The 22,640-nt window shown below is 48.9% G+C and carries 21 protein-coding genes; 15 read left to right on the forward strand and 6 right to left on the reverse strand.

Features of this window, described 5'->3' with window-relative positions; all coding sequences use genetic code 11:
- The first annotated feature begins 214 nt into the window (after positions 1-214).
- Together mipA and yeaE are read left to right on the forward strand one after the other, a co-directional pair.
- Entirely contained in the window at positions 215-961 is a 747-nt protein-coding gene (mipA, locus tag ACJHX4_RS23900) for a scaffolding protein MipA (RefSeq protein ID WP_000163771.1), read from the forward strand.
- Positions 962-1,050: 89 nt separating this feature from the next.
- A complete protein-coding gene (gene yeaE, locus ACJHX4_RS23905; RefSeq protein WP_001296125.1) occupies positions 1,051-1,905 on the forward strand; it encodes a methylglyoxal reductase YeaE in 855 nt (284 codons plus the stop codon).
- Between the two features lie 50 nt (positions 1,906-1,955).
- On the opposite strand, the gene ACJHX4_RS23910 is transcribed toward yeaE, so the two are convergent.
- Both ACJHX4_RS23910 and gapA read right to left on the reverse strand, forming a co-directional pair.
- Complete coding sequence (locus ACJHX4_RS23910; RefSeq protein ID WP_001296124.1) at positions 1,956-2,840, reverse strand: D-hexose-6-phosphate mutarotase; 885 nt, start codon at positions 2,838-2,840, stop codon at positions 1,956-1,958.
- Positions 2,841-2,923: 83 nt separating this feature from the next.
- Positions 2,924-3,919, reverse strand: a complete 996-nt coding sequence (gene gapA / locus ACJHX4_RS23915; RefSeq protein WP_000153502.1) for a glyceraldehyde-3-phosphate dehydrogenase — start codon at positions 3,917-3,919, stop codon at positions 2,924-2,926.
- Positions 3,920-4,260: 341 nt separating this feature from the next.
- Between gapA and msrB the strand changes: the two genes are divergently transcribed.
- The 10 genes from msrB (at position 4,261) to ACJHX4_RS23965 (ending at position 14,070) form a co-directional block, all read left to right on the forward strand.
- A complete protein-coding gene (gene msrB, locus ACJHX4_RS23920; protein WP_001284618.1) occupies positions 4,261-4,674 on the forward strand; it encodes a peptide-methionine (R)-S-oxide reductase MsrB in 414 nt (137 codons plus the stop codon).
- Positions 4,675-4,715: 41 nt separating this feature from the next.
- Positions 4,716-4,988 carry a YeaC family protein gene (locus ACJHX4_RS23925; RefSeq protein ID WP_001046792.1) on the forward strand — a complete coding sequence of 91 codons (273 nt, stop codon included), beginning with the start codon at positions 4,716-4,718 and terminating at the stop codon, positions 4,986-4,988.
- A gap of 369 nt (positions 4,989-5,357) precedes the next feature.
- A complete protein-coding gene (locus tag ACJHX4_RS23930; protein ID WP_000645210.1) occupies positions 5,358-6,434 on the forward strand; it encodes a zinc-binding dehydrogenase in 1,077 nt (358 codons plus the stop codon).
- A 26-nt stretch (positions 6,435-6,460) separates the two neighbouring features.
- Positions 6,461-7,840, forward strand: coding sequence for an MFS transporter (locus tag ACJHX4_RS23935; protein WP_000435292.1), 1,380 nt, complete (start codon positions 6,461-6,463; stop codon positions 7,838-7,840).
- 16 nt (positions 7,841-7,856) lie between these two features.
- Positions 7,857-8,900 (forward strand): NAD(P)-dependent alcohol dehydrogenase, encoded by a 1,044-nt coding sequence (locus ACJHX4_RS23940; protein ID WP_000798135.1) that lies wholly within the window; start codon positions 7,857-7,859, stop codon positions 8,898-8,900.
- Between the two features lie 20 nt (positions 8,901-8,920).
- Complete coding sequence (locus tag ACJHX4_RS23945; RefSeq protein WP_000878890.1) at positions 8,921-9,757, forward strand: ketose-bisphosphate aldolase; 837 nt, start codon at positions 8,921-8,923, stop codon at positions 9,755-9,757.
- Between the two features lie 4 nt (positions 9,758-9,761).
- Positions 9,762-10,709, forward strand: a complete 948-nt coding sequence (locus tag ACJHX4_RS23950) for a sugar kinase (protein ID WP_001296123.1) — start codon at positions 9,762-9,764, stop codon at positions 10,707-10,709.
- 9 nt (positions 10,710-10,718) lie between these two features.
- A complete protein-coding gene (ydjG, locus tag ACJHX4_RS23955) occupies positions 10,719-11,699 on the forward strand; it encodes an NADH-dependent methylglyoxal reductase (RefSeq protein WP_000723696.1) in 981 nt (326 codons plus the stop codon).
- Positions 11,700-11,835: 136 nt separating this feature from the next.
- Positions 11,836-12,594, forward strand: coding sequence for a DeoR/GlpR family DNA-binding transcription regulator (locus tag ACJHX4_RS23960; protein ID WP_000719098.1), 759 nt, complete (start codon positions 11,836-11,838; stop codon positions 12,592-12,594).
- A 117-nt stretch (positions 12,595-12,711) separates the two neighbouring features.
- Positions 12,712-14,070, forward strand: a complete 1,359-nt coding sequence (locus ACJHX4_RS23965; protein WP_001524794.1) for an MFS transporter — start codon at positions 12,712-12,714, stop codon at positions 14,068-14,070.
- Between the two features lie 92 nt (positions 14,071-14,162).
- On the opposite strand, the gene pncA is transcribed toward ACJHX4_RS23965, so the two are convergent.
- From pncA to sppA, 4 genes are all read right to left on the reverse strand, one after another.
- Positions 14,163-14,804, reverse strand: coding sequence for a bifunctional nicotinamidase/pyrazinamidase (gene pncA / locus ACJHX4_RS23970; RefSeq protein WP_001135068.1), 642 nt, complete (start codon positions 14,802-14,804; stop codon positions 14,163-14,165).
- A gap of 10 nt (positions 14,805-14,814) precedes the next feature.
- Entirely contained in the window at positions 14,815-15,831 is a 1,017-nt protein-coding gene (ansA, locus tag ACJHX4_RS23975; protein ID WP_001531743.1) for an asparaginase, read from the reverse strand.
- A 131-nt stretch (positions 15,832-15,962) separates the two neighbouring features.
- Positions 15,963-16,673: an SIMPL domain-containing protein gene (locus ACJHX4_RS23980; protein ID WP_001030438.1), complete on the reverse strand. Its 711-nt coding sequence runs from the start codon at positions 16,671-16,673 to the stop codon at positions 15,963-15,965.
- Positions 16,674-16,788: 115 nt separating this feature from the next.
- Positions 16,789-18,645 (reverse strand): signal peptide peptidase SppA, encoded by a 1,857-nt coding sequence (gene sppA, locus ACJHX4_RS23985; RefSeq protein WP_001259838.1) that lies wholly within the window; start codon positions 18,643-18,645, stop codon positions 16,789-16,791.
- 160 nt (positions 18,646-18,805) lie between these two features.
- On the opposite strand from sppA, the gene ACJHX4_RS23990 reads away from it, so the two are divergent.
- The 3 genes from ACJHX4_RS23990 to topB all read left to right on the forward strand — a co-directional run bounded on the left by ACJHX4_RS23990 (position 18,806) and on the right by topB (position 22,477).
- Positions 18,806-19,357 carry an NAD(P)H nitroreductase gene (locus ACJHX4_RS23990; RefSeq protein ID WP_000339292.1) on the forward strand — a complete coding sequence of 184 codons (552 nt, stop codon included), beginning with the start codon at positions 18,806-18,808 and terminating at the stop codon, positions 19,355-19,357.
- 116 nt (positions 19,358-19,473) lie between these two features.
- The gene (gene selD / locus ACJHX4_RS23995; protein ID WP_001296119.1) at positions 19,474-20,517 is read left to right on the forward strand and encodes a selenide, water dikinase SelD; all 1,044 of its coding nucleotides are present in this window, start codon (positions 19,474-19,476) and stop codon (positions 20,515-20,517) included.
- 4 nt (positions 20,518-20,521) lie between these two features.
- Entirely contained in the window at positions 20,522-22,477 is a 1,956-nt protein-coding gene (topB, locus tag ACJHX4_RS24000) for a DNA topoisomerase III (RefSeq protein WP_001235830.1), read from the forward strand.
- Positions 22,478-22,640 lie beyond the last annotated feature (163 nt).

A 22,640-nucleotide genomic window follows, 5' to 3' on the forward strand; every position in this document is an offset into this window, starting at 1 on the left:
CATATCAACAACTCATCCATAAATTTTGCATAATTAATGTAAATAATAGGGTCGCCGGTAACGCTAAATTCATTTGGCTGTAAGCGTGGTGTCATCTGCGTCAGGAAAATTAAACAGTTACTATAAAAAATGAAAACGTAAAAAGGTTGGGTTTCGATGTATTGACGGGTAAACTTTGTCGCCCGCTAAACATTTGTTTAAGGAATGATTAATTGTGACCAAACTCAAACTTCTGGCACTTGGAGTGCTTATCGCAACGTCTGCAGGCGTAGCGCACGCTGAAGGTAAATTTTCCCTGGGCGCAGGCGTAGGTGTCGTTGAACACCCATATAAAGATTACGATACCGATGTTTACCCAGTACCGGTAATCAACTATGAAGGCGATAACTTCTGGTTCCGTGGCTTAGGTGGTGGTTACTACCTGTGGAATGACGCGACGGACAAACTTTCAATTACCGCTTACTGGTCGCCGCTTTACTTCAAAGCTAAAGACAGTGGCGATCACCAAATGCGTCACCTCGATGACCGTAAGAGCACCATGATGGCTGGTCTGTCTTATGCTCACTTTACCCAGTACGGTTACCTGCGTACCACCCTGGCTGGCGATACCCTGGATAACAGCAACGGCATCGTCTGGGATATGGCCTGGTTGTATCGTTACACCAACGGTGGCCTGACCGTGACTCCGGGTATTGGTGTGCAGTGGAACAGCGAAAACCAGAACGAATACTATTATGGCGTATCGCGCAAAGAGTCCGCTCGCAGCGGTCTGCGTGGCTATAACCCGAACGACAGCTGGAGCCCTTACCTGGAGCTGAGCGCCAGCTACAACTTCCTCGGCGACTGGAGTGTTTACGGTACCGCGCGCTACACCCGTCTGTCTGATGAAGTTACTGACAGCCCAATGGTGGATAAATCCTGGACTGGCCTGATTTCTACCGGGATCACCTACAAATTCTGATAATGCATCTTTCCAGGGCATTTTGTGCATAAAAACAGGGCGTAATGCCCTGTTTTGCATTACGGTGGTGCAATACCTGGGAGGAAACAATGCAACAAAAAATGATTCAATTTAGTGGCGATGTCTCACTGCCAGCCATAGGGCAGGGAACATGGTATATGGGCGAAGATGCCAGTCAGCGTAAAACAGAAGTTGCTGCACTACGCGCGGGCATTGAACTCGGTTTAACCCTCATTGATACCGCCGAAATGTATGCCGATGGCGGTGCCGAAAAAGTGGTTGGGGAAGCATTAATCGGTCTGCGTGAGAACGTCTTTCTCGTCTCTAAAGTCTATCCGTGGAATGCTGGCGGGCAAAAAGCGATAAATGCATGCGAAGCCAGTTTACGCCGTCTCAATACTGATTATCTCGATCTCTACTTATTACACTGGTCTGGCAGTTTCGCTCTCGAAGAGACTGTCGCAGCGATGGAAAAATTGATCGCCCAGGGAAAAATCCGCCGCTGGGGCGTTTCTAACCTTGATTATGCCGATATGCAGGAACTCTGGCAGCTGCCGGGGGGAAATCAGTGTGCCACTAATCAGGTGCTTTACCATCTCGGTTCACGAGGGATTGAGTACGATCTACTTCCCTGGTGCCAGAAACAGCAGATGCCGGTGATGGCTTACAGTCCATTAGCCCAGGCCGGGCGGTTGCGCAATGGACTGTTAAAAAATGCGGTAGTCAACGAAATTGCACATGCTCACAATATCAGTGCGGCACAAGTATTGTTGGCGTGGGTAATCAGCCATCAGGGTGTGATGGCGATTCCAAAAGCGGCAACTGTCGCACATGTCCAACAAAATGCGGCTGTGCTTGAGGTTGAACTTTCGTCAGCGGAATTAGTTATGCTGGATAAAGCGTATCCGGCACCAAAAGGAAAAACTGCGCTGGATATGGTGTGATGTTGATTCGTGCCGGATGCATCGCACCCGGCACACAATATTAACGCAAATTAACGTTTAGCAACGCGAATGGATTGCGCCAGATGTGCAGGTTTCTCTTTGGTGACTTTTTGCGTTTCTGAAGCGTAAGCCGTTTCTACACAAACAAAGGTCTTGTAGCCATCATCCGGCATATCGCCCATGCTAACTGAAAGCGCCGGTCCTGGGTTCCAGCCTACAACGTTCAGATGATGCTGGTGGCCTACGGCGATAATACGATTCAGCGCTTCGTCATTAATTACGCTGCAATCTTGCGGATTCAGATACACGCGATCGGTACGGTCAGGGAAGGTCTGAATACCGTCGGTCAGTACATCTTCTTTCGCGTCATTTACTTTATCAATGAAGCGATCGCCTAGTCCACTGACGCTTACCTTAGCGATATCACCCACGTTAAAGTAGGTATGCAGAGCAGAGGTAGTTTCAAATTCGCCGTGTGCTTCAAGATCGATTTCACAGGTTTTACCCACGTGGAAATGCGCTAACAGCGTAAAGTCGTGCGGCCAGAATTTTTTCGTCTCTTCGCTTTGTGTCAATTCAAAAGTCAGCGCTACACCATCAGCATCTTCACGATGTGATTTCAGCGTCCACGGCAGGTTGCGGGCAAAACCGTGCGCAGGCAGACCTTGTTGTGCAGCCGGACCAAACCACGGCCAGCAAACCGGTATGCCACCGCGAATGGCGACGCCATTTTTGAACGGTGTGTTGTTACTCAACCACAGAACTTCTTCTTCACCCGCAGGTTTCCACGAGAGAAGGTGTGCGCCCTGTAATGCAAAAGAGGCTTTTACCTGGGGATGATCGACCACAATGAGGTCCAGTTCATCCAGTTTACGACGGGAGAGGACAGGGGAGATTTGTTCGATGACCGGAAGGGCAAAAATTTTCTTAATCATGACGCAGTCCTTTAACTTCATTTTATCAGGTAAAAAAAAGAGCGACCGAAGTCGCTCTTTTTAGATCACAGTGTCATCTCAACTTATTTGGAGATGTGAGCGATCAGGTCCAGAACTTTGTTGGAGTAACCGGTTTCGTTGTCGTACCAGGATACCAGTTTCACGAAGTTGTCGTTCAGAGCGATACCCGCTTTAGCATCGAACACGGAAGTGCAAACTTCGCCGTTGAAATCGGTAGATACTACGTCATCTTCGGTGTAGCCCAGAACGCCTTTCATTTCGCCTTCAGCAGCAGCTTTAACGGCAGCTTTGATCTGCTCGTAAGTTGCAGCTTTTTCCAGACGAACGGTCAGGTCAACTACGGATACGTTCGGGGTCGGAACGCGGAACGCCATACCAGTCAGTTTGCCATTCAGTTCTGGCAGTACTTTACCTACAGCTTTAGCAGCACCGGTAGAAGACGGGATGATGTTCTGGGAAGCGCCGCGGCCGCCGCGCCAGTCTTTGTGAGACGGGCCATCAACGGTTTTCTGAGTAGCGGTAGTAGCGTGAACGGTGGTCATCAGACCTTCGATGATGCCGAAGTTATCGTTGATAACTTTAGCCAGCGGAGCCAGGCAGTTGGTGGTGCAGGATGCGTTGGAAACGATGTCCTGGCCAGCATATTTGTCGAAGTTAGCGCCTTTAACGAACATCGGAGTGTTGTCTTTAGACGGACCAGTCATAACCACTTTCTTCGCACCAGCGGTGATGTGTTTACGAGCAGTTTCGTCAGTCAGGAACAGACCAGTTGCTTCAGCGACAACGTCAACACCAACTTCGTCCCATTTCAGGTTAGCCGGATCACGTTCAGCGGTAACACGGATTTTTTTACCGTTAACGATCAGATGACCGTCTTTCACTTCAACGGTACCGTCGAAACGGCCGTGAGTGGAGTCATATTTCAGCATGTATGCCATGTAATCAGCGTCTAACAGGTCGTTGATTGCAACGATCTCGATGTCAGAACGTTTCTGAGCAGCACGGAAAACAATGCGACCGATACGGCCAAAACCGTTGATACCTACTTTGATAGTCATATATTCCACCAGCTATTTGTTAGTGAATAAAAGGTTGCCTGTAAAATTACAAAAACCTTACGCAGCGTCAAGCGGAATCGTGTCAATCATTGCGACAAATCAATCCTGTGCCTAAGCATTACGCGACTGACTCGCCTCACTCTTCCTTTGGGCTTGAGACCACATGGGGTCGGCGCCCCGAATTTTAAAGGGCAATTACGATAAAAATGTGATTTTCATCACGATTTAGGTGCAGCCATTTCGTCGAGATCAAGTTTAGGACAAAATTTTGCCAGTTGGTGTTAATGTTTTGTTAGAATCAGTCACGTAATGTGAGCACGATTAAAGTGAGATGTGAGCAAATGGCTAATAAACCTTCGGCAGAAGAACTGAAAAAAAATTTGTCCGAGATGCAGTTCTACGTGACGCAGAATCATGGGACAGAACCGCCATTTACGGGTCGTTTACTGCATAACAAGCGTGACGGCGTATATCACTGTTTGATCTGCGATGCCCCGCTGTTTCATTCCCAAACCAAGTATGATTCCGGCTGTGGCTGGCCCAGTTTCTACGAACCGGTGAGTGAAGAATCTATTCGTTATATCAAAGACTTGTCACATGGAATGCAGCGCATAGAAATTCGTTGCGGTAACTGCGATGCCCATCTGGGCCATGTCTTTCCTGACGGGCCGCAGCCAACGGGCGAACGTTATTGTGTTAACTCTGCTTCTTTACGCTTCACTGATGGCGAAAACGGCGAAGAAATCAACGGTTGAAAAAACGATTCAGCAACTTATTCCACAGGAGCGGAAAAATTATGAATCTTGATGACATTATCAACAGCATGACGCCTGAGGTATACCAGCGTTTGTCGACCGCCGTTGAACTGGGGAAATGGCCTGATGGCGTTACGTTGACCGAGGAACAAAAAGAGAACTGCCTGCAACTGGTGATGCTGTGGCAAGCCCGCCATAATACCGAAGCACAGCATATGACAATTGACACAAATGGTCAGATGGTCATGAAGAGCAAACAGCAGTTAAAAGAAGATTTTGGTATCTCAGCAAAGCCTATTGCCATGTTTAAGTAAGTGGTTTATCCCCTTTTTGCCGCGGTTATAAAGGGGATAGCCAACAATGACCCCACGACTCATCTCAATTATCTCGCCCCGACCTGGCTAAGTCCCAGTCCGATCTCTTGCAGTCGCGTTCACACCTGAATGACTTCTCCTGAACTTAAGTCTCAGGCCTATTTGGCCGGGAATCCCTCTCGAATTTGCTCTTTTTGCGTCCCGCCTTCCATCAACCTGTAACAACCCCAGCCATTTTCTGCGTAATTGTGATCTAAGTTGTAAAACGCAGATCATTATCTGTGTTTTACAGATTTAATGTTGACCTCAAAAATCATGTGGGTAAGTATGATGACCATCTAAGCAAAACAAAACACAGAGGATGACGCAATGAAAGCACTGGCTCGGTTTGGCAAGGCTTTTGGTGGCTACAAGATGATTGATGTCCCACAACCCATTTGTGGCCCGGAAGATGTCGTGATTGAAATTAAAGCCGCGGCAATCTGCGGCGCAGACATGAAGCACTACAATGTCGATAGCGGTTCGGATGAGTTTAACTCTATCCGCGGCCATGAGTTCGCAGGTTGTATTGCGCAGGTTGGTGAAAAAGTCAAAGACTGGAAAGTGGGGCAACGCGTCGTGTCGGATAACAGCGGTCACGTTTGCGGCGTTTGCCCGGCCTGTGAACAAGGTGATTTTCTGTGTTGTACAGAAAAAGTAAACCTTGGTCTGGATAACAATACCTGGGGCGGTGGTTTTTCCAAATATTGTCTTGTTCCTGGTGAAATTCTCAAAATTCATCGTCATGCGTTGTGGGAAATCCCTGATGGTGTTGATTATGAGGACGCAGCCGTACTTGACCCTATCTGTAATGCCTATAAATCCATCGCGCAGCAATCGAAATTCCTTCCAGGTCAGGATGTGGTCGTCATCGGCACTGGCCCACTCGGGCTGTTCTCCGTACAAATGGCGCGGATTATGGGGGCGGTAAATATCGTCGTCGTTGGTCTGCAAGAAGATGTAACGGTCCGCTTCCCGGTTGCAAAAGAACTGGGTGCGACGGCAGTAGTAAATGGTTCTACCGAAGATGTGGTGGCACGCTGCCAGCAAATTTGTGGCAAAGACAATCTGGGGCTGGTGATTGAATGCTCCGGTGCCAATATCGCATTGAAACAAGCCATCGAAATGCTCCGCCCGAATGGGGAAGTAGTACGCGTTGGAATGGGCTTCAAACCTCTTGATTTCTCGATTAATGACATTACCGCCTGGAACAAAAGCATCATTGGGCATATGGCCTATGACTCCACTTCATGGCGTAACGCTATCAGGCTATTAGCCAGCGGCGCTATCAAAGTCAAACCGATGATCACGCATCGTATCGGCCTGTCGCAATGGCGCGAAGGGTTTGATGCGATGGTCGATAAAACTGCAATCAAAGTGATCATGACTTACGACTTTGATGAATAACTACTCTCCTGAAGGAACGTTATCGCATGGAACAGATAACAAAACCGCATTGTGGTGCACGGCTGGATCGCTTACCGGATTGCCGCTGGCATTCGTCGATGTTTGCCATCGTCGCGTTTGGCCTGCTTGTCTGCTGGAGTAATGCCGTTGGTGGCTTGATCCTCGCGCAGCTGAAAGCGTTGGGCTGGACAGATAATTCCACCACTGCCACATTCTCAGCAATCACGACCGCCGGAATGTTTCTCGGTGCGCTGGTGGGCGGCATCATCGGTGACAAAACCGGTCGCAGAAATGCGTTTATCCTCTATGAGGCCATTCATATTGCCTCGATGGTTGTCGGTGCTTTCTCACCGAATATGGATTTCCTTATTGCCTGCCGTTTTGTGATGGGCGTTGGGCTGGGAGCTTTACTGGTTACACTGTTTGCTGGTTTCACCGAATATATGCCCGGAAGAAATCGCGGAACGTGGTCCAGTCGGGTTTCCTTTATTGGTAACTGGTCATATCCGCTCTGTTCATTGATTGCGATGGGACTCACGCCGCTGATTAGTGCAGAGTGGAACTGGCGGGTACAACTGCTTATCCCTGCAATATTGTCACTTATCGCTACGGCGCTGGCCTGGCGCTACTTTCCTGAATCCCCGCGCTGGCTGGAATCGCGCGGACGTTATCAGGAAGCCGAGAAAGTCATGCGGAGTATAGAAGAAGGCGTCATACGCCAGACGGGTAAACCTTTGCCGCCTGTGGTTATTGCTGATGACGGTAAAGCACCACAAGCGGTGCCGTATTCAGCCTTACTGACAGGAGTATTACTGAAACGCGTGATATTAGGCTCTTGTGTGCTGATTGCCATGAACGTTGTGCAGTACACACTAATTAACTGGTTGCCAACGATATTCATGACCCAGGGAATTAATTTAAAAGACTCGATTGTTTTAAATACCATGAGTATGTTTGGCGCGCCATTTGGTATTTTTATTGCCATGCTGGTGATGGATAAAATTCCGCGTAAAACAATGGGTGTGGGGCTATTAATCCTGATTGCGGTGCTCGGATATATCTATTCACTGCAAACCAGTATGTTGCTCATAACGCTGATTGGTTTCTTCCTGATTACTTTCGTCTATATGTACGTTTGCTATGCCTCGGCAGTGTATGTCCCTGAGATCTGGCCGACAGAGGCCAAACTCCGTGGCTCCGGTCTGGCGAATGCGGTAGGGCGAATCAGTGGTATTGCCGCACCTTATGCCGTTGCAGTGCTGCTCAGTAGTTATGGCGTAACGGGAGTCTTTATTCTTCTGGGGGCTGTTTCAATTATTGTCGCAATTGCTATCGCCACCATTGGAATTGAAACCAAAGGTGTCTCCGTTGAAAGTTTAAGTATTGATGCAGTAGCCAATAAATAATACTGGTGGATTCAAAATGAAAAATTCAAAAGCAATGTTGCAGGTGCCGGGCACAATGAAAATTATTTCAGCAGAAATACCTGTACCTAAAGAAGATGAAGTTTTGATTAAAGTGGAATATGTCGGTATTTGTGGTTCAGATGTACATGGTTTTGAATCAGGCCCGTTTATTCCTCCTAAAGACCCAAATCAAGAAATTGGCCTGGGTCATGAATGCGCCGGGACGGTTGTGGCTGTGGGAAGCCGCGTGCGCAAATTTAAACCGGGGGATCGGGTAAATATCGAACCTGGCGTTCCTTGCGGTCACTGTCGTTACTGTCTGGAAGGCAAATATAACATCTGCCCGGACGTTGATTTTATGGCGACACAACCCAACTACCGCGGCGCATTAACGCACTATCTGTGTCATCCGGAGAGCTTTACTTACAAACTGCCAGACAATATGGACACGATGGAAGGGGCGCTGGTGGAGCCTGCCGCAGTCGGGATGCATGCCGCGATGCTGGCAGATGTTAAACCGGGTAAGAAGATAATTATTCTGGGAGCGGGTTGTATTGGTTTGATGACGTTGCAAGCGTGCAAATGCCTGGGAGCAACGGAAATTGCCGTCGTTGATGTGCTGGAAAAACGTCTGACAATGGCGGAACAGCTCGGCGCGACAGTGGTTATTAACGGCGCAAAAGAAGACACTATTGCACGCTGTCAGCAATTTACCGAAGACATGGGCGCAGATATTGTTTTTGAAACAGCGGGTTCTGCGGTCACCGTTAAACAGGCACCTTATCTGGTCATGCGCGGCGGTAAAATTATGATTGTTGGTACTGTACCCGGCGATTCGGCAATCAATTTCCTCAAAATCAATCGCGAAGTCACTATCCAGACGGTATTCCGCTATGCCAATCGTTATCCGGTCACGATTGAAGCTATTTCTTCAGGGCGATTCGATGTGAAATCGATGGTGACGCATATTTACGATTATCGGGATGTACAACAGGCATTTGAAGAGTCAGTTAACAACAAACGCGACATTATTAAAGGCGTTATTAAAATTAGCGATTAATTAATACGGGAGTACAGAACATGCTCGCAGATATCAGATATTGGGAAAACGATGCCACAAATAAACATTATGCAATTGCCCATTTTAACGTATGGAATGCAGAAATGTTGATGGGCGTTATCGACGCAGCCGAAGAAGCGAAATCACCGGTTATTATTTCTTTTGGCACAGGTTTTGTCGGCAACACCTCATTTGAAGATTTCTCTCACATGATGGTATCAATGGCACAAAAAGCAACGGTGCCGGTAATAACTCATTGGGATCATGGTCGGAGTATGGAGATTATTCATAACGCCTGGACTCATGGTATGAATTCATTAATGCGTGATGCTTCTGCATTTGATTTCGAAGAAAATATTCGTTTAACCAAAGAGGCTGTTGATTTCTTCCATCCGCTGGGTATTCCGGTAGAGGCGGAATTAGGGCATGTCGGTAATGAAACCGTTTATGAGGAAGCGCTGGCAGGCTATCACTATACCGATCCTGACCAGGCGGCTGAATTTGTTGAACGTACGGGCTGTGACTCATTGGCTGTCGCCATCGGCAACCAGCATGGGGTTTATACGTCAGAGCCACAATTGAACTTTGAGGTCGTCAAACGCGTACGCGATGCTGTTTCTGTTCCGCTGGTTTTGCATGGCGCATCAGGGATCAGTGATGCCGACATTAAAACTGCAATTTCGTTGGGTATTGCGAAAATCAACATTCATACGGAGCTCTGTCAGGCCGCAATGGTAGCAGTGAAAGAAAACCAGGATCAGCCTTTCCTGCATTTAGAACGTGAAGTGCGTAAAGCTATAAAAGAACGGGCATTGGATAAAATTAAACTGTTCGGTTCTGATGGCAAAGCGGAATAATAATATGGATAATCTCGACGTTATTTGTATAGGTGCCGCTATTGTTGATATTCCATTGCAACCGGTCAGTAAAAATATCTTTGATGTGGATTCTTATCCTCTTGAAAGAATCGCAATGACCACCGGGGGTGATGCAATAAATGAAGCAACAATTATTTCTCGTCTGGGCCATCGCACAGCATTAATGAGTCGTATTGGTAAAGATGCCGCAGGGCAATTTATTCTCGACCATTGCCGCAAAGAGAATATTGATATTCAAAGCCTGAAGCAGGACGTCAGCATAGATACCTCTATTAACGTTGGACTGGTGACGGAGGATGGCGAGCGGACCTTTGTCACAAACCGTAACGGCAGTCTGTGGAAATTGAATATTGACGATGTTGATTTTGCGCGGTTTTCTCAGGCGAAATTATTATCACTGGCCAGTATTTTCAACAGTCCTCTATTGGATGGTCGAGCGCTAACAGAAATTTTTACGCAAGCTAAAACCCGGCAGATGATTATCTGTGCCGATATGATCAAACCGCGGTTGAATGAAACGCTGAATGATATTTGCGAAGCATTGAGTTATGTCGATTATCTGTTTCCTAATTTTGCCGAGGCAAAATTACTCACCGGGAAAGAGACACTGGATGAAATTGCTGACTGCTTTCTTGCGTGCGGCGTAAAAACGGTGGTGATTAAAACGGGTAAAGACGGCTGCTTTATCAAGCGTGGTGACATGACGATGAAGGTGCCGGCGGTCGCAGGAATAACCGCTATCGACACCATTGGTGCGGGCGATAACTTTGCTTCAGGTTTTATTGCAGCACTGTTAGAAGGCAAAAATCTGCGAGAATGCGCACGCTTTGCCAATGCAACGGCGGCTATCTCGGTTCTAAGCATCGGCGCCACCACCGGTGTAAAAAACAGAAAGCTGGTCGAACAATTGCTGGAAGAATACGAAGGATAATGAAGGCAAATGAAAAAGATACCTTTAGGCACAGCGGATATAACGCTTTCGCGAATGGGGTTGGGTACATGGGCTATTGGCGGCGGTCCTGCATGGAATGGCGATCTCGATCGACAAATATGCATTGATACGATTCTTGAAGCCCATCGTTGCGGCATTAACCTGATTGATACTGCGCCAGGATATAACTTTGGCAATAGTGAAGTTATCGTTGGTCAGGCGTTAAAAAAACTGCCCCGTGAACAGGTTGTAGTAGAAACCAAATGCGGCATTGTCTGGGAACGAAAAGGAAGTTTATTCAACAAAGTTGGCGATCGGCAGTTGTATAAAAACCTTTCTCCGGAATCTATCCGCGAAGAGGTAGAAGCCAGCTTGCAACGTCTGGGTATTGATTACATCGATATCTACATGACGCACTGGCAGTCGGTGCCGCCATTTTTTACGCCGATAGCTGAAACTGTTGCAGTGCTTAATGCGTTAAAGGCCGAAGGGAAAATTCGCGCTATAGGCGCTGCTAACGTCGATGCTGACCATATCCGCGAGTATCTGCAACATGGTGAACTGGATATTATTCAGGCGAAATACAGTATTCTCGACCGGGCGATGGAAAACGAACTGCTGCCGCTATGTCGTGATAATGGCATTGTGGTTCAGGTTTATTCCCCGCTAGAGCAGGGATTGTTGACCGGCACCATCACGCGTGATTACGTTCCGGGCGGCGCTCGGGCAAATAAAGTCTGGTTCCAGCGTGAAAACATGCTGAAAGTGATTGATATGCTTGAACAGTGGCAGCCACTCTGTGCTCGTTATCAGTGCACAATTCCCACTCTGGCACTGGCGTGGATATTAAAACAGAGTGATTTAATCTCCATTCTTAGTGGGGCTACTGCGCCGGAACAGGTACGTGAAAATGTCGCGGCACTGAATATCAACTTATCGGATGCAGACGCAACATTGATGAGGGAAATGGCAGAGGCCCTGGAGCGTTAAATACTCAACACGATTCACCTCTGTTTCTGTGAAAACTGTGATGAAAATCTGTGATTCAAACAGGTTATTTTGAAAGTAAACATCGGTTATGCGATAATTGCGCTAATGTGATGTAAAAAGATACAGGGGTGTAATCGTGGCGGCAAAAGACAGGATTCAGGCAATTAAGCAAATGGTTGCCAACGATAAAAAGGTGACAGTCTCAAATTTGAGTGGGATTTTTCAGGTAACCGAAGAAACCATTCGCCGCGATCTTGAGAAGTTGGAAGATGAAGGCTTTTTGACCAGAACCTATGGTGGTGCTGTTTTAAATACAGCGATGTTGACGGAGAATATCCATTTTTATAAGCGCGCTTCATCGTTTTATGAAGAGAAGCAGCTTATTGCACGCAAGGCACTACCCTTTGTCGACAATAAAACCACCATGGCAGCCGATTCCAGTAGTACCGTAATGGAATTGCTCAAATTGTTACAGGACCGTAGTGACCTGACGTTGCTAACCAACTCGGCGGAAGCGATTCATGTTCTGGCTCAGTCAGAAATTAAAGTCGTTTCAACGGGTGGGGAACTAAACAAAAATACACTTTCACTGCAAGGAAGAATTACTAAAGAGATCATCAGCCGCTACCATGTCGATATCATGGTAATGAGTTGTAAAGGTCTTGATATTAACAGCGGCGCGCTGGACTCTAATGAAGCGGAAGCTGAAATCAAAAAGACAATGATCCGTCAGGCGACAGAAGTTGCGTTATTGGTTGATCACTCTAAGTTTGATCGCAAAGCTTTTGTCCAGTTAGCTGACTTTAGTCATATTAATTACATAATAACTGATAAATCACCGGGTGCAGAGTGGATAGCATTTTGCAAAGACAATAATATCCAGCTGGTGTGGTAATTTAAGCACACATTGTCAATATTATTTGTTCCTGCGCCTGGAAATAAAATGATGATAAAGATGCGGCAAGTGAATTTGCCGCAATTGCTACCTTTTTTAGCAAATCCGAGGCACCCAATGGAACAATATGATCAAATTGGCGCAAGACTGGACCGCTTGCCTTTGGCCCGGTTTCATTATCGTATATTTGGTATAATAAGCTTTAGTCTGTTATTAACGGGGTTTTTGAGTTACTCCGGTAATGTCGTCTTAGCAAAGCTGGTAAGCAATGGATGGTCAAATAATTTCCTCAATGCCGCCTTTACCTCGGCATTAATGTTTGGTTATTTCATCGGCTCTCTTACCGGTGGGTTTATTGGTGACTACTTTGGGCGGCGCAGGGCGTTTCGCATAAATCTTCTCATCGTCGGTATTGCGGCAACAGGGGCCGCTTTTGTCCCTGATATGTACTGGCTCATCTTCTTTCGCTTCCTGATGGGAACAGGAATGGGGGCGCTGATTATGGTTGGCTATGCCTCATTTACGGAGTTTATCCCCGCGACGGTGCGTGGAAAATGGTCCGCGCGGCTCTCATTTGTTGGAAACTGGTCGCCCATGCTGTCTGCGGCGATAGGCGTGGTGGTTATCGCTTTTTTTAGTTGGCGGATAATGTTTCTGCTGGGCGGTATTGGCATACTGTTAGCCTGGTTTCTCTCAGGTAAATACTTTATTGAGTCGCCACGATGGTTGGCAGGGAAAGGGCGAATCGCAGGTGCAGAAAGCCAACTTCGTGAAGTAGAGCAGCAAATTGAAAGAGAGAAGAGTATTCGTTTACCCCCGCTTACTTTGAACCAGAGCAACAGCAAGGTTAAGGTAATCAAGGGTACCTTCTGGCTCCTGTTTAAAGGGGAAATGTTACGACGTACATTAGTCGCGATTACTGTTTTAATTGCAATGAACATTTCGCTTTATACCATCACCGTATGGATGCCGACCATATTTGTTAACTCCGGCATTGATGTCGATAAATCAATATTAATGACCGCTGTTATTATGATTGGCGCTCCGGTAGGGATATTTATTGCGGCATTAATTATTGATCATTTCCCTCGTCGATTATTTGGTTCCGCCTTACTTATTATTATTGCCGTGTTAGGCTATATCTATTCAATTCAGACAACAGAGTGGGCGATTTTAATCTATGGCCTGGTGATGATCTTCTTTTTATACATGTATGTTTGCTTCGCGTCGGCGGTTTATATCCCGGAACTTTGGCCAACGCATTTACGCCTGCGTGGTTCGGGTTTCGTTAATGCCGTAGGACGGATCGTCGCAGTCTTCACGCCCTATGGCGTTGCGGCATTATTAACACATTATGGGTCGATCACGGTGTTTATGGTGCTTGGTGTCATGTTAGTGCTCTGTGCGCTGGTTCTCTCCATTTTTGGCATCGAAACGCGGAAGGTGTCGCTGGAAGAGATTTCTGAGGTGAATTAAATCTTTCGTTGATGGCGTCAATTACCAGATGTATCACTGATGTGTTTTATCTGGCCTACAATGCCAGTACAGAATTGTAGGCCAGCGTAAAATTACTCCTGCGTTTCTTCCCAGTCTGCCAGCGTATATAGCGTTGCCCCAGCTGCTGACATTTCCATAAACGCGTGCGCACTGTCCTGTGGCTGGATATTTACGCCACGACAACCATCGGTAATCACGTTCACCTTATAGCCTAACTGTAAAGCGTCCAGCACGGTAAACTTAACGCAATAGTCAGTAGCCAGACCCATAACGATCAATTCATTGATTACATGAGCGCGCAACCAGTCATCGAGCGCAGTTTTCTGCCGACGACCGTTATCAAAAAAGGCACTGTAACTGTCAACTAAAGGATTTTCGCCTTTATGGAACACCGCTGCGATCGCTTTTTGCTTCAGTAACGGATGTAATTGTGCGCCTTCACTGTTCTGCACACAGTGATCGGGCCAGAAGGTTTGTGGCAAACCGTCGAGTTGGCCTGGCGTATAAGGCTCTACACCGTGCTGACTGGCAAAACTGCCGTGATTCGCCGGATGCCAGTCCTGACTGGCGATAACTGCTTCACCGCGCGACTGGCACCAGTCAATCAGGCGGTTAGCGACATCCACCGTACTGTCACCTTCCGGCACGGCGAGCGCGCCACCAGCACAGAAATCATTTTGTAAATCGACCAGTAACAGGGCGCGAGGGGGCATTGCAGTCTCCTTAATCATCCGGCGTCAGTTCGCCACGCAGGTTTTGGCTCATGGCCTTGCGAATGGTTTCAGTATCAAGTTTCTGGCTAAGCAGGTAATGCAGTTTGGTTAGCGTGGCTTCTACAGTCATATCTGCACCGCCAATAACGCCGGCATGGGCGAGGGCGTTACCGGTGGCATAACCACCCATGTTCACTTTACCGGACATACATTGTGTCAGGTTGACCACCACAATACCGCGATCGCTGGCTTCTTGTAATTCCTGCAGGAAGGCTTTGTTTTGTGGCGCATTACCCACGCCATATGAGCGCAGAATCAATGCTTTCACAGGTTGGCGCAGAAAATTGCGCACGACGTCAGCAGAAATCCCCGGATAAATCGTCACTACGCCAATTGGTTGCGGCGTGATTGGATGAACGATCAATTCCCCTTCGCCGTGCGGGGCGGGTGGCGTATTCAAACGACGAATATGGATACCTGCTTCCAGTAACGGAGGAAGGTTTGGAGAGGCAAACGCATCAAAACCATCGGCATGGGCTTTGGTGGTTCGGTTGCCACGATACAGTCGATTATTAAAAAAGAGAGTTACTTCGTTGATAGGATAATTCGCCGCAACGTACAACGCATTCAGCAGATTAATTTGTCCGTCAGAGCGTAACTCAGCCAGCGGGATTTGTGACCCTGTCACAATGACCGGTTTACTGAGATTCCCGAGCATGAACGACAGTGCAGAGGCGGTATACGCCATCGTGTCTGTGCCGTGCAGAATGACAAAACCATCATAGTCGTCATAGTGCGCTTTAATATCTTCAGCAATATGCTGCCAGTCTTCTGGCGTCATATCAGAAGAATCCATCAATGGCGTATATTCATGAATGGTGAAATCTGGCATCTCCGGGCGATGGAATTCCGGCATCAGCGCCAGTTGGCGCTGTAGATGACCTGACACCGGAATATAACCCTGCTCGGAACGCTGCATCCCGATGGTCCCGCCCGTGTAGGCGACGTAAATTGATTTCTTTTGCATGATATTGATATGAATGATATCGAAAGAGCAAAAGTATATACGTGAGGGGCAGCGAGCGCACCTGGATACTCTGTGGATATGAGAAAAGTCCGGCAGAACGGAGGGATTAGTGTCCCGCCGGAGAAAAGTGGTTAATCCTGCAACGCATAGGTTACGGTGGTGACTACGCGTACCGTTTTATTAATCGCCGTAGGATCATCTTCATCACTGCCACTGGCGAAGATCTGGAACACGCCTTGTGAGGCATCGCTAATTGACCCCACCTGGCTACCTGAGTCCGTTGCAAATTGTAATGCTGCGTTGCGTGCATCTTTGGTGGCGGCGGCAATCATCTCAGCGCGCAGTGCGCCAATACCATTAAAGCGATAGGCGACTTTGCTCTCAGCGATAGCGCCCTCCGTAGCGACTTGCAGTTCGTTTAATTTCGCGACGACTTTTTCGACAGCAGCAACATTATGGGTTTTTATCGTCACTGACCCGTCTGCGTTATAGCGTGGCATTGTGGGATCATCTTTCAGATAAAAGGAATCTGTTCGCTTGCTTGTCCATTGGCCCAGGGTTATCTCTTTCTCGTTAATCCCCTGAGCATTGAGTTCGGCAACAATTTTTTTCTGCGCGTCTTCCAGTTTCGGGAACAGTTCGCCGGGAATATTACCCTTAAAGTTAATCGCAATTGTTAATTCTGCCGTATCTGCGCGAACTTCTTTTTCAGAAAGCCCACGCACATTTACATAACGGTTATTGGTTTTTAAATGTTTAACACCATCGCCAACAAAATAACCACAGGCGCTAATCCCCAGTCCGAGGACGATAGCGGCAATTAAAGAGGGGGCCTTATTCACTGATGACTCCATATCAGATGCTAAATGAGCAAGGGAATGTAGTGGAGAGAGGGAGTGAAAGACAGTCCGATTCAGGAGTGTGGCCGACAGCATATCGGCCACATTTTTGCAGGACTTAACGCACGTTGGCGCAGGTCAGGCAAAACGCATAACGGTTTTGTGGGTCGTTAAACGCGGCCAGCTTGTCGCTTTCACTTTTAACGGTAGAGGCTACCGAGGCCAGCGGTGCAGGTAACATGGCCTGGAACGCATCTGGCAACATTGCCCGGACAGAACCAGACATGTTGTCCATCACTTTGTCGAAGAAGGTCGGTTCATCAACGTAGTATTCCAGATGCCACTGTTTCACTTTTGCCAGCTCTGCTGCTTTGGCGACCGCATCATCGAAATCCCCGAGACTATCGACCAGCCCGTTAGCTTTTGCATCCTGACCGGTCCAGACGTGGCCCTGGGCGATTTTATCAATCTGCTCCGGCGTTGAATGACGCGCATCAGCAACCAGCGTGATAAAGCGTTTATAGCCATTCTCAATGCTTAACTGCATCATCTGCTGCACTTCCGGCGGCAGTGCCCTGGTGATAGAAACATCCGCCAGCGGTGAAGTTGAGACACCATCAGTATGAACACCAATCGAATCCAGACTATTTTCTACGGTGGTGATCACGCCGAAGATACCGATAGAACCGGTCAGGGTGCTGGGGTTAGCCACAATGTAATTAGCTGGTGTGGAAATCCAGTAACCACCAGATGCCGCCATGCCACCCATCGATACAACCACAGGCTTACCCGCTGCCCGGGCTGCTGCCAGTTCAGCGCGAATCACTTCAGACGCGGTAACGCTGCCGCCGGGACTATTAACACGCAGAACAATCGCTTTCACTTTCGGGTCAAGGCGAGCGTCGCGGATTTGTGCCGCAGTGGTATCACCGCCAACATTCCCCTGAGTTTCCTCGCCATCCATAATTGCGCCATTAGCGAAGACGACACCGATACTGTCACCGGTATCTGCCGGCGTTTTCAATGCGTAATCGTAATAACTGATGGCGCGATAATTTTTATCAGTTTTACTCCAGCCGAACTCTTTGGTCAGAGTTTTTTCGATTTCGGCACTCGATGCCAGTGCATCGACCAGCTTGTTTTCCAGCGCATATTTCGCGGTATCGCCACCGGTTTTGGTTAAACCCTCAAGCAACCCTTGCGCGCCAGGGAATACCTGCTGAGCAGGGATCTGGCGGTTAGCGGCAACAGTATTCAGATAGTTTTGCCACAGCTCACCAATCCAGCGGCTGTCAGCTTCGCGGGCTGCCGGCGACATATCATCACGAATAAACGGTTCAACGGCAGATTTATACGTACCCACGCGGAACACATGGGTGGAAACTTTCAGCTTATCCAGTAACGATTTGTAGTACAGACCGTTGGTGGCAAAGCCGTGCAGATCAACCACGCCTTGCGGAGACAGCCAAATTTTATTGGCGAAACTGGCGAGATAATATTGCCCCTGGCTGTAGTTCTCGCCAACGGCATAAACCGGTTTCCCGCTGTCACGAAACTCTTTCAGAGCTTTGCCGATGTACTGCATAGACGGCTGGTCGCCGCCTGCGAAGTTTTTCAGATCCATCACAATACCGGTGATATTGCGGTCGTCCTTCGCCTGGCGAATGGTGTTGACGATATCAAACAGTGAGTTTTCCTGAAGACGATCGGAACTGGCACCAAGCAGCTGGCGGCTTAATTTACTAAACCGCTGAGAACTGTCGGGTTTATCGACGATCACACCAGAAATGTCCAGCAGCAGTGCGCCACGACTGGCCGTTTCTTTCGAATCACCACCACTGACCTGCATCCAGATCCCCACACCAACCAGCACGAGAAAAATAAAGAACAGGTTAAGTACCATTTCACGGACGAAATTCAGCAGACGCCACGTCCATTTAAAAAATCCGGCAATAAATCGCCAAAGGGTTCGCATGTATTCTCCCAACTTAAGGTCACACCTGTTTCAGGCGCAATAGATGTGGTTATCGTAATGACCCAACCGGCACTTGTCAGCAGGAATTGCGGACTGGGCTGTAACAAAATCCACTCTCGTGTTAATTTTGTGAATAAATATCATGACAGGAGTTAATCAAATGGATGCACTCGAACTATTGATCAATCGCCGTAGCGCCTCCCGCCTGGCTGAACCCGCGCCAACGGGTGAACAACTGCAAAACATCCTGCGTGCGGGTATGCGTGCGCCGGACCATAAGTCCATGCAACCGTGGCATTTCTTTGTGATTGAAGGGGAAGGGCGCGAGCGTTTCAGCGCCGTACTGGAGCAGGGGGCGATTGCTGCCGGTAGTGATAACAAAGCAATCGACAAAGCGCGTAATGCGCCGTTCCGCGCACCGCTCATCATAACGGTGGTGGCGAAATGTGAAGAAAATCATAAAGTCCCGCGCTGGGAACAGGAAATGTCTGCGGGATGCGCGGTCATGGCGATGCAAATGGCAGCAGTTGCCCAGGGGTTTGGCGGCATCTGGCGCAGTGGTGCATTAACTGAAAGTCCGGTAGTGCGTGAAGCATTCGGTTGCCGTGAGCAGGATAAAATTGTCGGTTTTCTCTACCTCGGTACGCCGCAGTTGAAAGCATCTACGTCGATAAACGTCCCGGACCCGACGCCGTTTGTGACTTATTTCTGATAATTGTCGCGAAACTGTCTGGATTGTGAGCAAAGGCGCAGGAATTCAGACACTCTCACTTATCACTTCATGGAATGAGGGTTACCATACCCGGATTGCATTGACAGGAGATGTCCATGAGCGAGAACTCGATTCGTTTGACCCAATACAGCCACGGCGCTGGTTGCGGCTGTAAAATTTCCCCAAAAGTGTTGGAAACCATCCTGCACAGTGAGCAGGCGAAGTTTGTTGATCCGAATTTGCTTGTGGGTAATGAAACCCGCGACGATGCGGCGGTGTACGATCTGGGCAATGGCACCAGCGTTATCAGTACCACCGACTTCTTTATGCCGATCGTTGATAATCCTTTCGATTTTGGCCGCATTGCGGCGACTAACGCCATCAGCGATATCTTTGCTATGGGCGGCAAACCGATTATGGCGATTGCGATCCTCGGCTGGCCGATTAACAAACTTTCCCCGGAAATTGCCCGCGAAGTGACCGAAGGTGGACGCTATGCATGCCGTCAGGCGGGTATTGCGCTGGCTGGCGGTCACTCCATCGATGCGCCGGAGCCGATTTTTGGTCTGGCGGTAACGGGGATCGTACCGACCGAGCGGGTGAAGAAAAACAGTACCGCACAAGCCGGATGCAAACTGTTCCTGACGAAACCGCTGGGGATTGGCGTTCTTACCACGGCTGAGAAAAAATCACTGCTGAAACCAGAACATCAGGGACTGGCGACGGAAGTGATGTGCCGGATGAACATCGCAGGCGTGTCCTTTGCCAACATCGAAGGCGTAAAAGCGATGACCGACGTTACGGGTTTTGGTTTACTGGGGCATTTAAGCGAAATGTGTCAGGGCGCAGGTGTGCAGGCGCGCGTCGACTATGACGCGATCCCGAAATTGCCGGGGGTTGAAGAGTACATTAAGTTGGGCGCAGTGCCTGGCGGCACCGAACGTAACTTTGCCAGCTACGGTCATCTGATGGGTGAAATGCCGCGTGAAGTGCGCGATCTGCTGTGCGATCCGCAAACTTCTGGCGGTTTGCTGCTGGCGGTCATGCCGGAAGCAGAAAATGAGGTCAAAGCTACAGCCGCCGAGTTTGGCATTGAACTGACGGCGATTGGCGAACTGGTGCCAGCGCGCGGCGGTCGTGCCATGGTTGAGATCCGTTAATTCAATGCGGTTGTTTATTGCCGAAAAACCGAGTCTGGCGCGCGCCATTGCTGATGTCCTGCCTAAACCGCACCGGAAAGGCGATGGCTTTATCGAGTGCGGTAATGGTCAGGTGGTGACCTGGTGTATCGGTCACCTGCTTGAGCAGGCGCAGCCAGACGCCTACGACAGCCGCTATGCGCGCTGGAATCTTGCGGATTTGCCAATTGTCCCGGAAAAGTGGCAATTACAGCCCCGACCCTCCGTGACTAAACAACTTAATGTCATCAAACGCTTCCTGCATGAAGCCAGCGAAATCGTTCACGCCGGAGACCCGGATCGCGAAGGGCAACTGCTGGTGGATGAAGTGCTGGACTACCTGCAACTGGCACCGGAAAAGCGCCAGCAGGTACAGCGTTGTTTGATAAACGACTTGAACCCGCAGGCGGTTGAGCGGGCGATCGATCGTCTTCGCTCCAATAGCGAGTTTGTACCGCTGTGCGTTTCTGCACTGGCGCGGGCGCGGGCTGACTGGCTGTACGGCATTAATATGACCCGTGCGTATACCATTCTCGGCCGCAATGCCGGTTATCAGGGTGTGCTTTCCGTGGGACGCGTGCAGACGCCCGTACTCGGACTGGTGGTGCGCCGCGACGAAGAGATTGAAAACTTCGTGGCGAAAGACTTCTTTGAAGTCAAAGCACATATCGTGACACCTGCCGATGAGCGGTTTACCGCTATCTGGCAACCGAGCGAAGCGTGTGAACCGTACCAGGATGAAGAAGGGCGCTTGTTACATCGTCCACTGGCGGAGCATGTGGTTAACCGTATTAGTGGTCAACCAGCTATTGTCACCAGCTATAACGATAAACGGGAATCAGAATCCGCGCCGCTGCCTTTTTCGCTTTCGGCGTTGCAGATTGAAGCGGCTAAACGTTTTGGTCTGAGCGCGCAGAACGTGCTTGATATCTGCCAGAAGCTGTACGAAACGTACAAGCTAATCACTTATCCGCGTTCCGATTGCCGCTATTTGCCAGAAGAACATTTTGCCGGACGCCACGCGGTGATGAATGCTATCAGCGTTCATGCACCGGATCTGTTGCCGCAGCCAGTGGTAGATCCAGATATACGCAACCGCTGTTGGGATGACAAAAAGGTCGATGCGCACCACGCCATCATTCCGACCGCACGGAGTTCTGCGATCAACCTGACGGAGAACGAAGCGAAGGTCTATAACCTGATTGCCCGTCAGTACTTGATGCAGTTCTGCCCGGATGCGGTGTTCCGCAAGTGTGTTATCGAACTGGACATTGCCAAAGGCAAATTTGTCGCTAAAGCCCGTTTTCTTGCTGAAGCAGGCTGGCGCACGCTGTTAGGCAGCAAAGAGCGCGATGAAGAAAACGACGGCACGCCGCTGCCTGTGGTGGCGAAAGGCGATGAATTGTTGTGCGAAAAAGGCGAAGTGGTAGAGCGGCAAACCCAGCCGCCGCGCCATTTTACCGATGCAACACTGCTTTCGGCGATGACCGGGATCGCGCGCTTTGTGCAGGACAAAGATCTGAAAAAGATCCTTCGTGCGACCGATGGTCTGGGGACAGAAGCAACGCGTGCCGGGATTATTGAACTGTTGTTCAAGCGGGGTTTCCTGACCAAAAAAGGGCGCTATATCCACTCCACCGACGCCGGAAAAGCGCTATTCCATTCGCTGCCAGAAATGGCGACGCGACCGGACATGACCGCGCACTGGGAATCGGTGCTGACGCAAATCAGCGAAAAGCAGTGTCGCTATCAGGACTTTATGCAGCCGCTGGTGGGGACATTGTACCAGTTGATTGATCAGGCAAAGCGCACGTCGGTAAGGCAGTTTCGGGGAATAATGGCTCCCGGCGGTGGAGAAGGGAAGAAAAAGGATTCGCCACGCAAGAGAGCGCCGAAAAAAAGCCCGCCATCAGAAGAGGCGGGCAATGGAGTGATAATATAAAGGTTCTTTCAACCATCTGATACTGAAGATTTTTATGGCCGGATAAGGCGTTTTGAACTGCACCCCAAATGTTGGACATAATCTGACATCTGAAGGTGCAGTTTATGAAACATTCATTTGAAGTAAAACTTGCCGCTGTAAATCATTACCTGGCTGGTCATGC

The organism is Escherichia sp. WS2035 (assembly GCF_046487065.1).
Taxonomy (GTDB): Bacteria; Pseudomonadota; Gammaproteobacteria; order Enterobacterales; family Enterobacteriaceae; genus Escherichia; species Escherichia coli.

Coding starts and splice junctions, on each gene's coding strand:
- yeaE (WP_001296125.1), top strand. CDS start 1,051: ATGCAACAAAAAATGATTCAATTTAGTGGCGATGTCTCACTGCCAGCC.
- ACJHX4_RS23910 (WP_001296124.1), bottom strand. CDS start 2,840: ATGATTAAGAAAATTTTTGCCCTTCCGGTCATCGAACAAATCTCCCCT.
- gapA (WP_000153502.1), bottom strand. CDS start 3,919: ATGACTATCAAAGTAGGTATCAACGGTTTTGGCCGTATCGGTCGCATT.
- msrB (WP_001284618.1), top strand. CDS start 4,261: ATGGCTAATAAACCTTCGGCAGAAGAACTGAAAAAAAATTTGTCCGAG.
- ACJHX4_RS23925 (WP_001046792.1), top strand. CDS start 4,716: ATGAATCTTGATGACATTATCAACAGCATGACGCCTGAGGTATACCAG.
- ACJHX4_RS23930 (WP_000645210.1), top strand. CDS start 5,358: ATGAAAGCACTGGCTCGGTTTGGCAAGGCTTTTGGTGGCTACAAGATG.
- ACJHX4_RS23935 (WP_000435292.1), top strand. CDS start 6,461: ATGGAACAGATAACAAAACCGCATTGTGGTGCACGGCTGGATCGCTTA.
- ACJHX4_RS23940 (WP_000798135.1), top strand. CDS start 7,857: ATGAAAAATTCAAAAGCAATGTTGCAGGTGCCGGGCACAATGAAAATT.
- ACJHX4_RS23945 (WP_000878890.1), top strand. CDS start 8,921: ATGCTCGCAGATATCAGATATTGGGAAAACGATGCCACAAATAAACAT.
- ACJHX4_RS23950 (WP_001296123.1), top strand. CDS start 9,762: ATGGATAATCTCGACGTTATTTGTATAGGTGCCGCTATTGTTGATATT.
- ydjG (WP_000723696.1), top strand. CDS start 10,719: ATGAAAAAGATACCTTTAGGCACAGCGGATATAACGCTTTCGCGAATG.
- ACJHX4_RS23965 (WP_001524794.1), top strand. CDS start 12,712: ATGGAACAATATGATCAAATTGGCGCAAGACTGGACCGCTTGCCTTTG.
- pncA (WP_001135068.1), bottom strand. CDS start 14,804: ATGCCCCCTCGCGCCCTGTTACTGGTCGATTTACAAAATGATTTCTGT.
- ansA (WP_001531743.1), bottom strand. CDS start 15,831: ATGCAAAAGAAATCAATTTACGTCGCCTACACGGGCGGGACCATCGGG.
- sppA (WP_001259838.1), bottom strand. CDS start 18,645: ATGCGAACCCTTTGGCGATTTATTGCCGGATTTTTTAAATGGACGTGG.
- ACJHX4_RS23990 (WP_000339292.1), top strand. CDS start 18,806: ATGGATGCACTCGAACTATTGATCAATCGCCGTAGCGCCTCCCGCCTG.
- selD (WP_001296119.1), top strand. CDS start 19,474: ATGAGCGAGAACTCGATTCGTTTGACCCAATACAGCCACGGCGCTGGT.
- topB (WP_001235830.1), top strand. CDS start 20,522: ATGCGGTTGTTTATTGCCGAAAAACCGAGTCTGGCGCGCGCCATTGCT.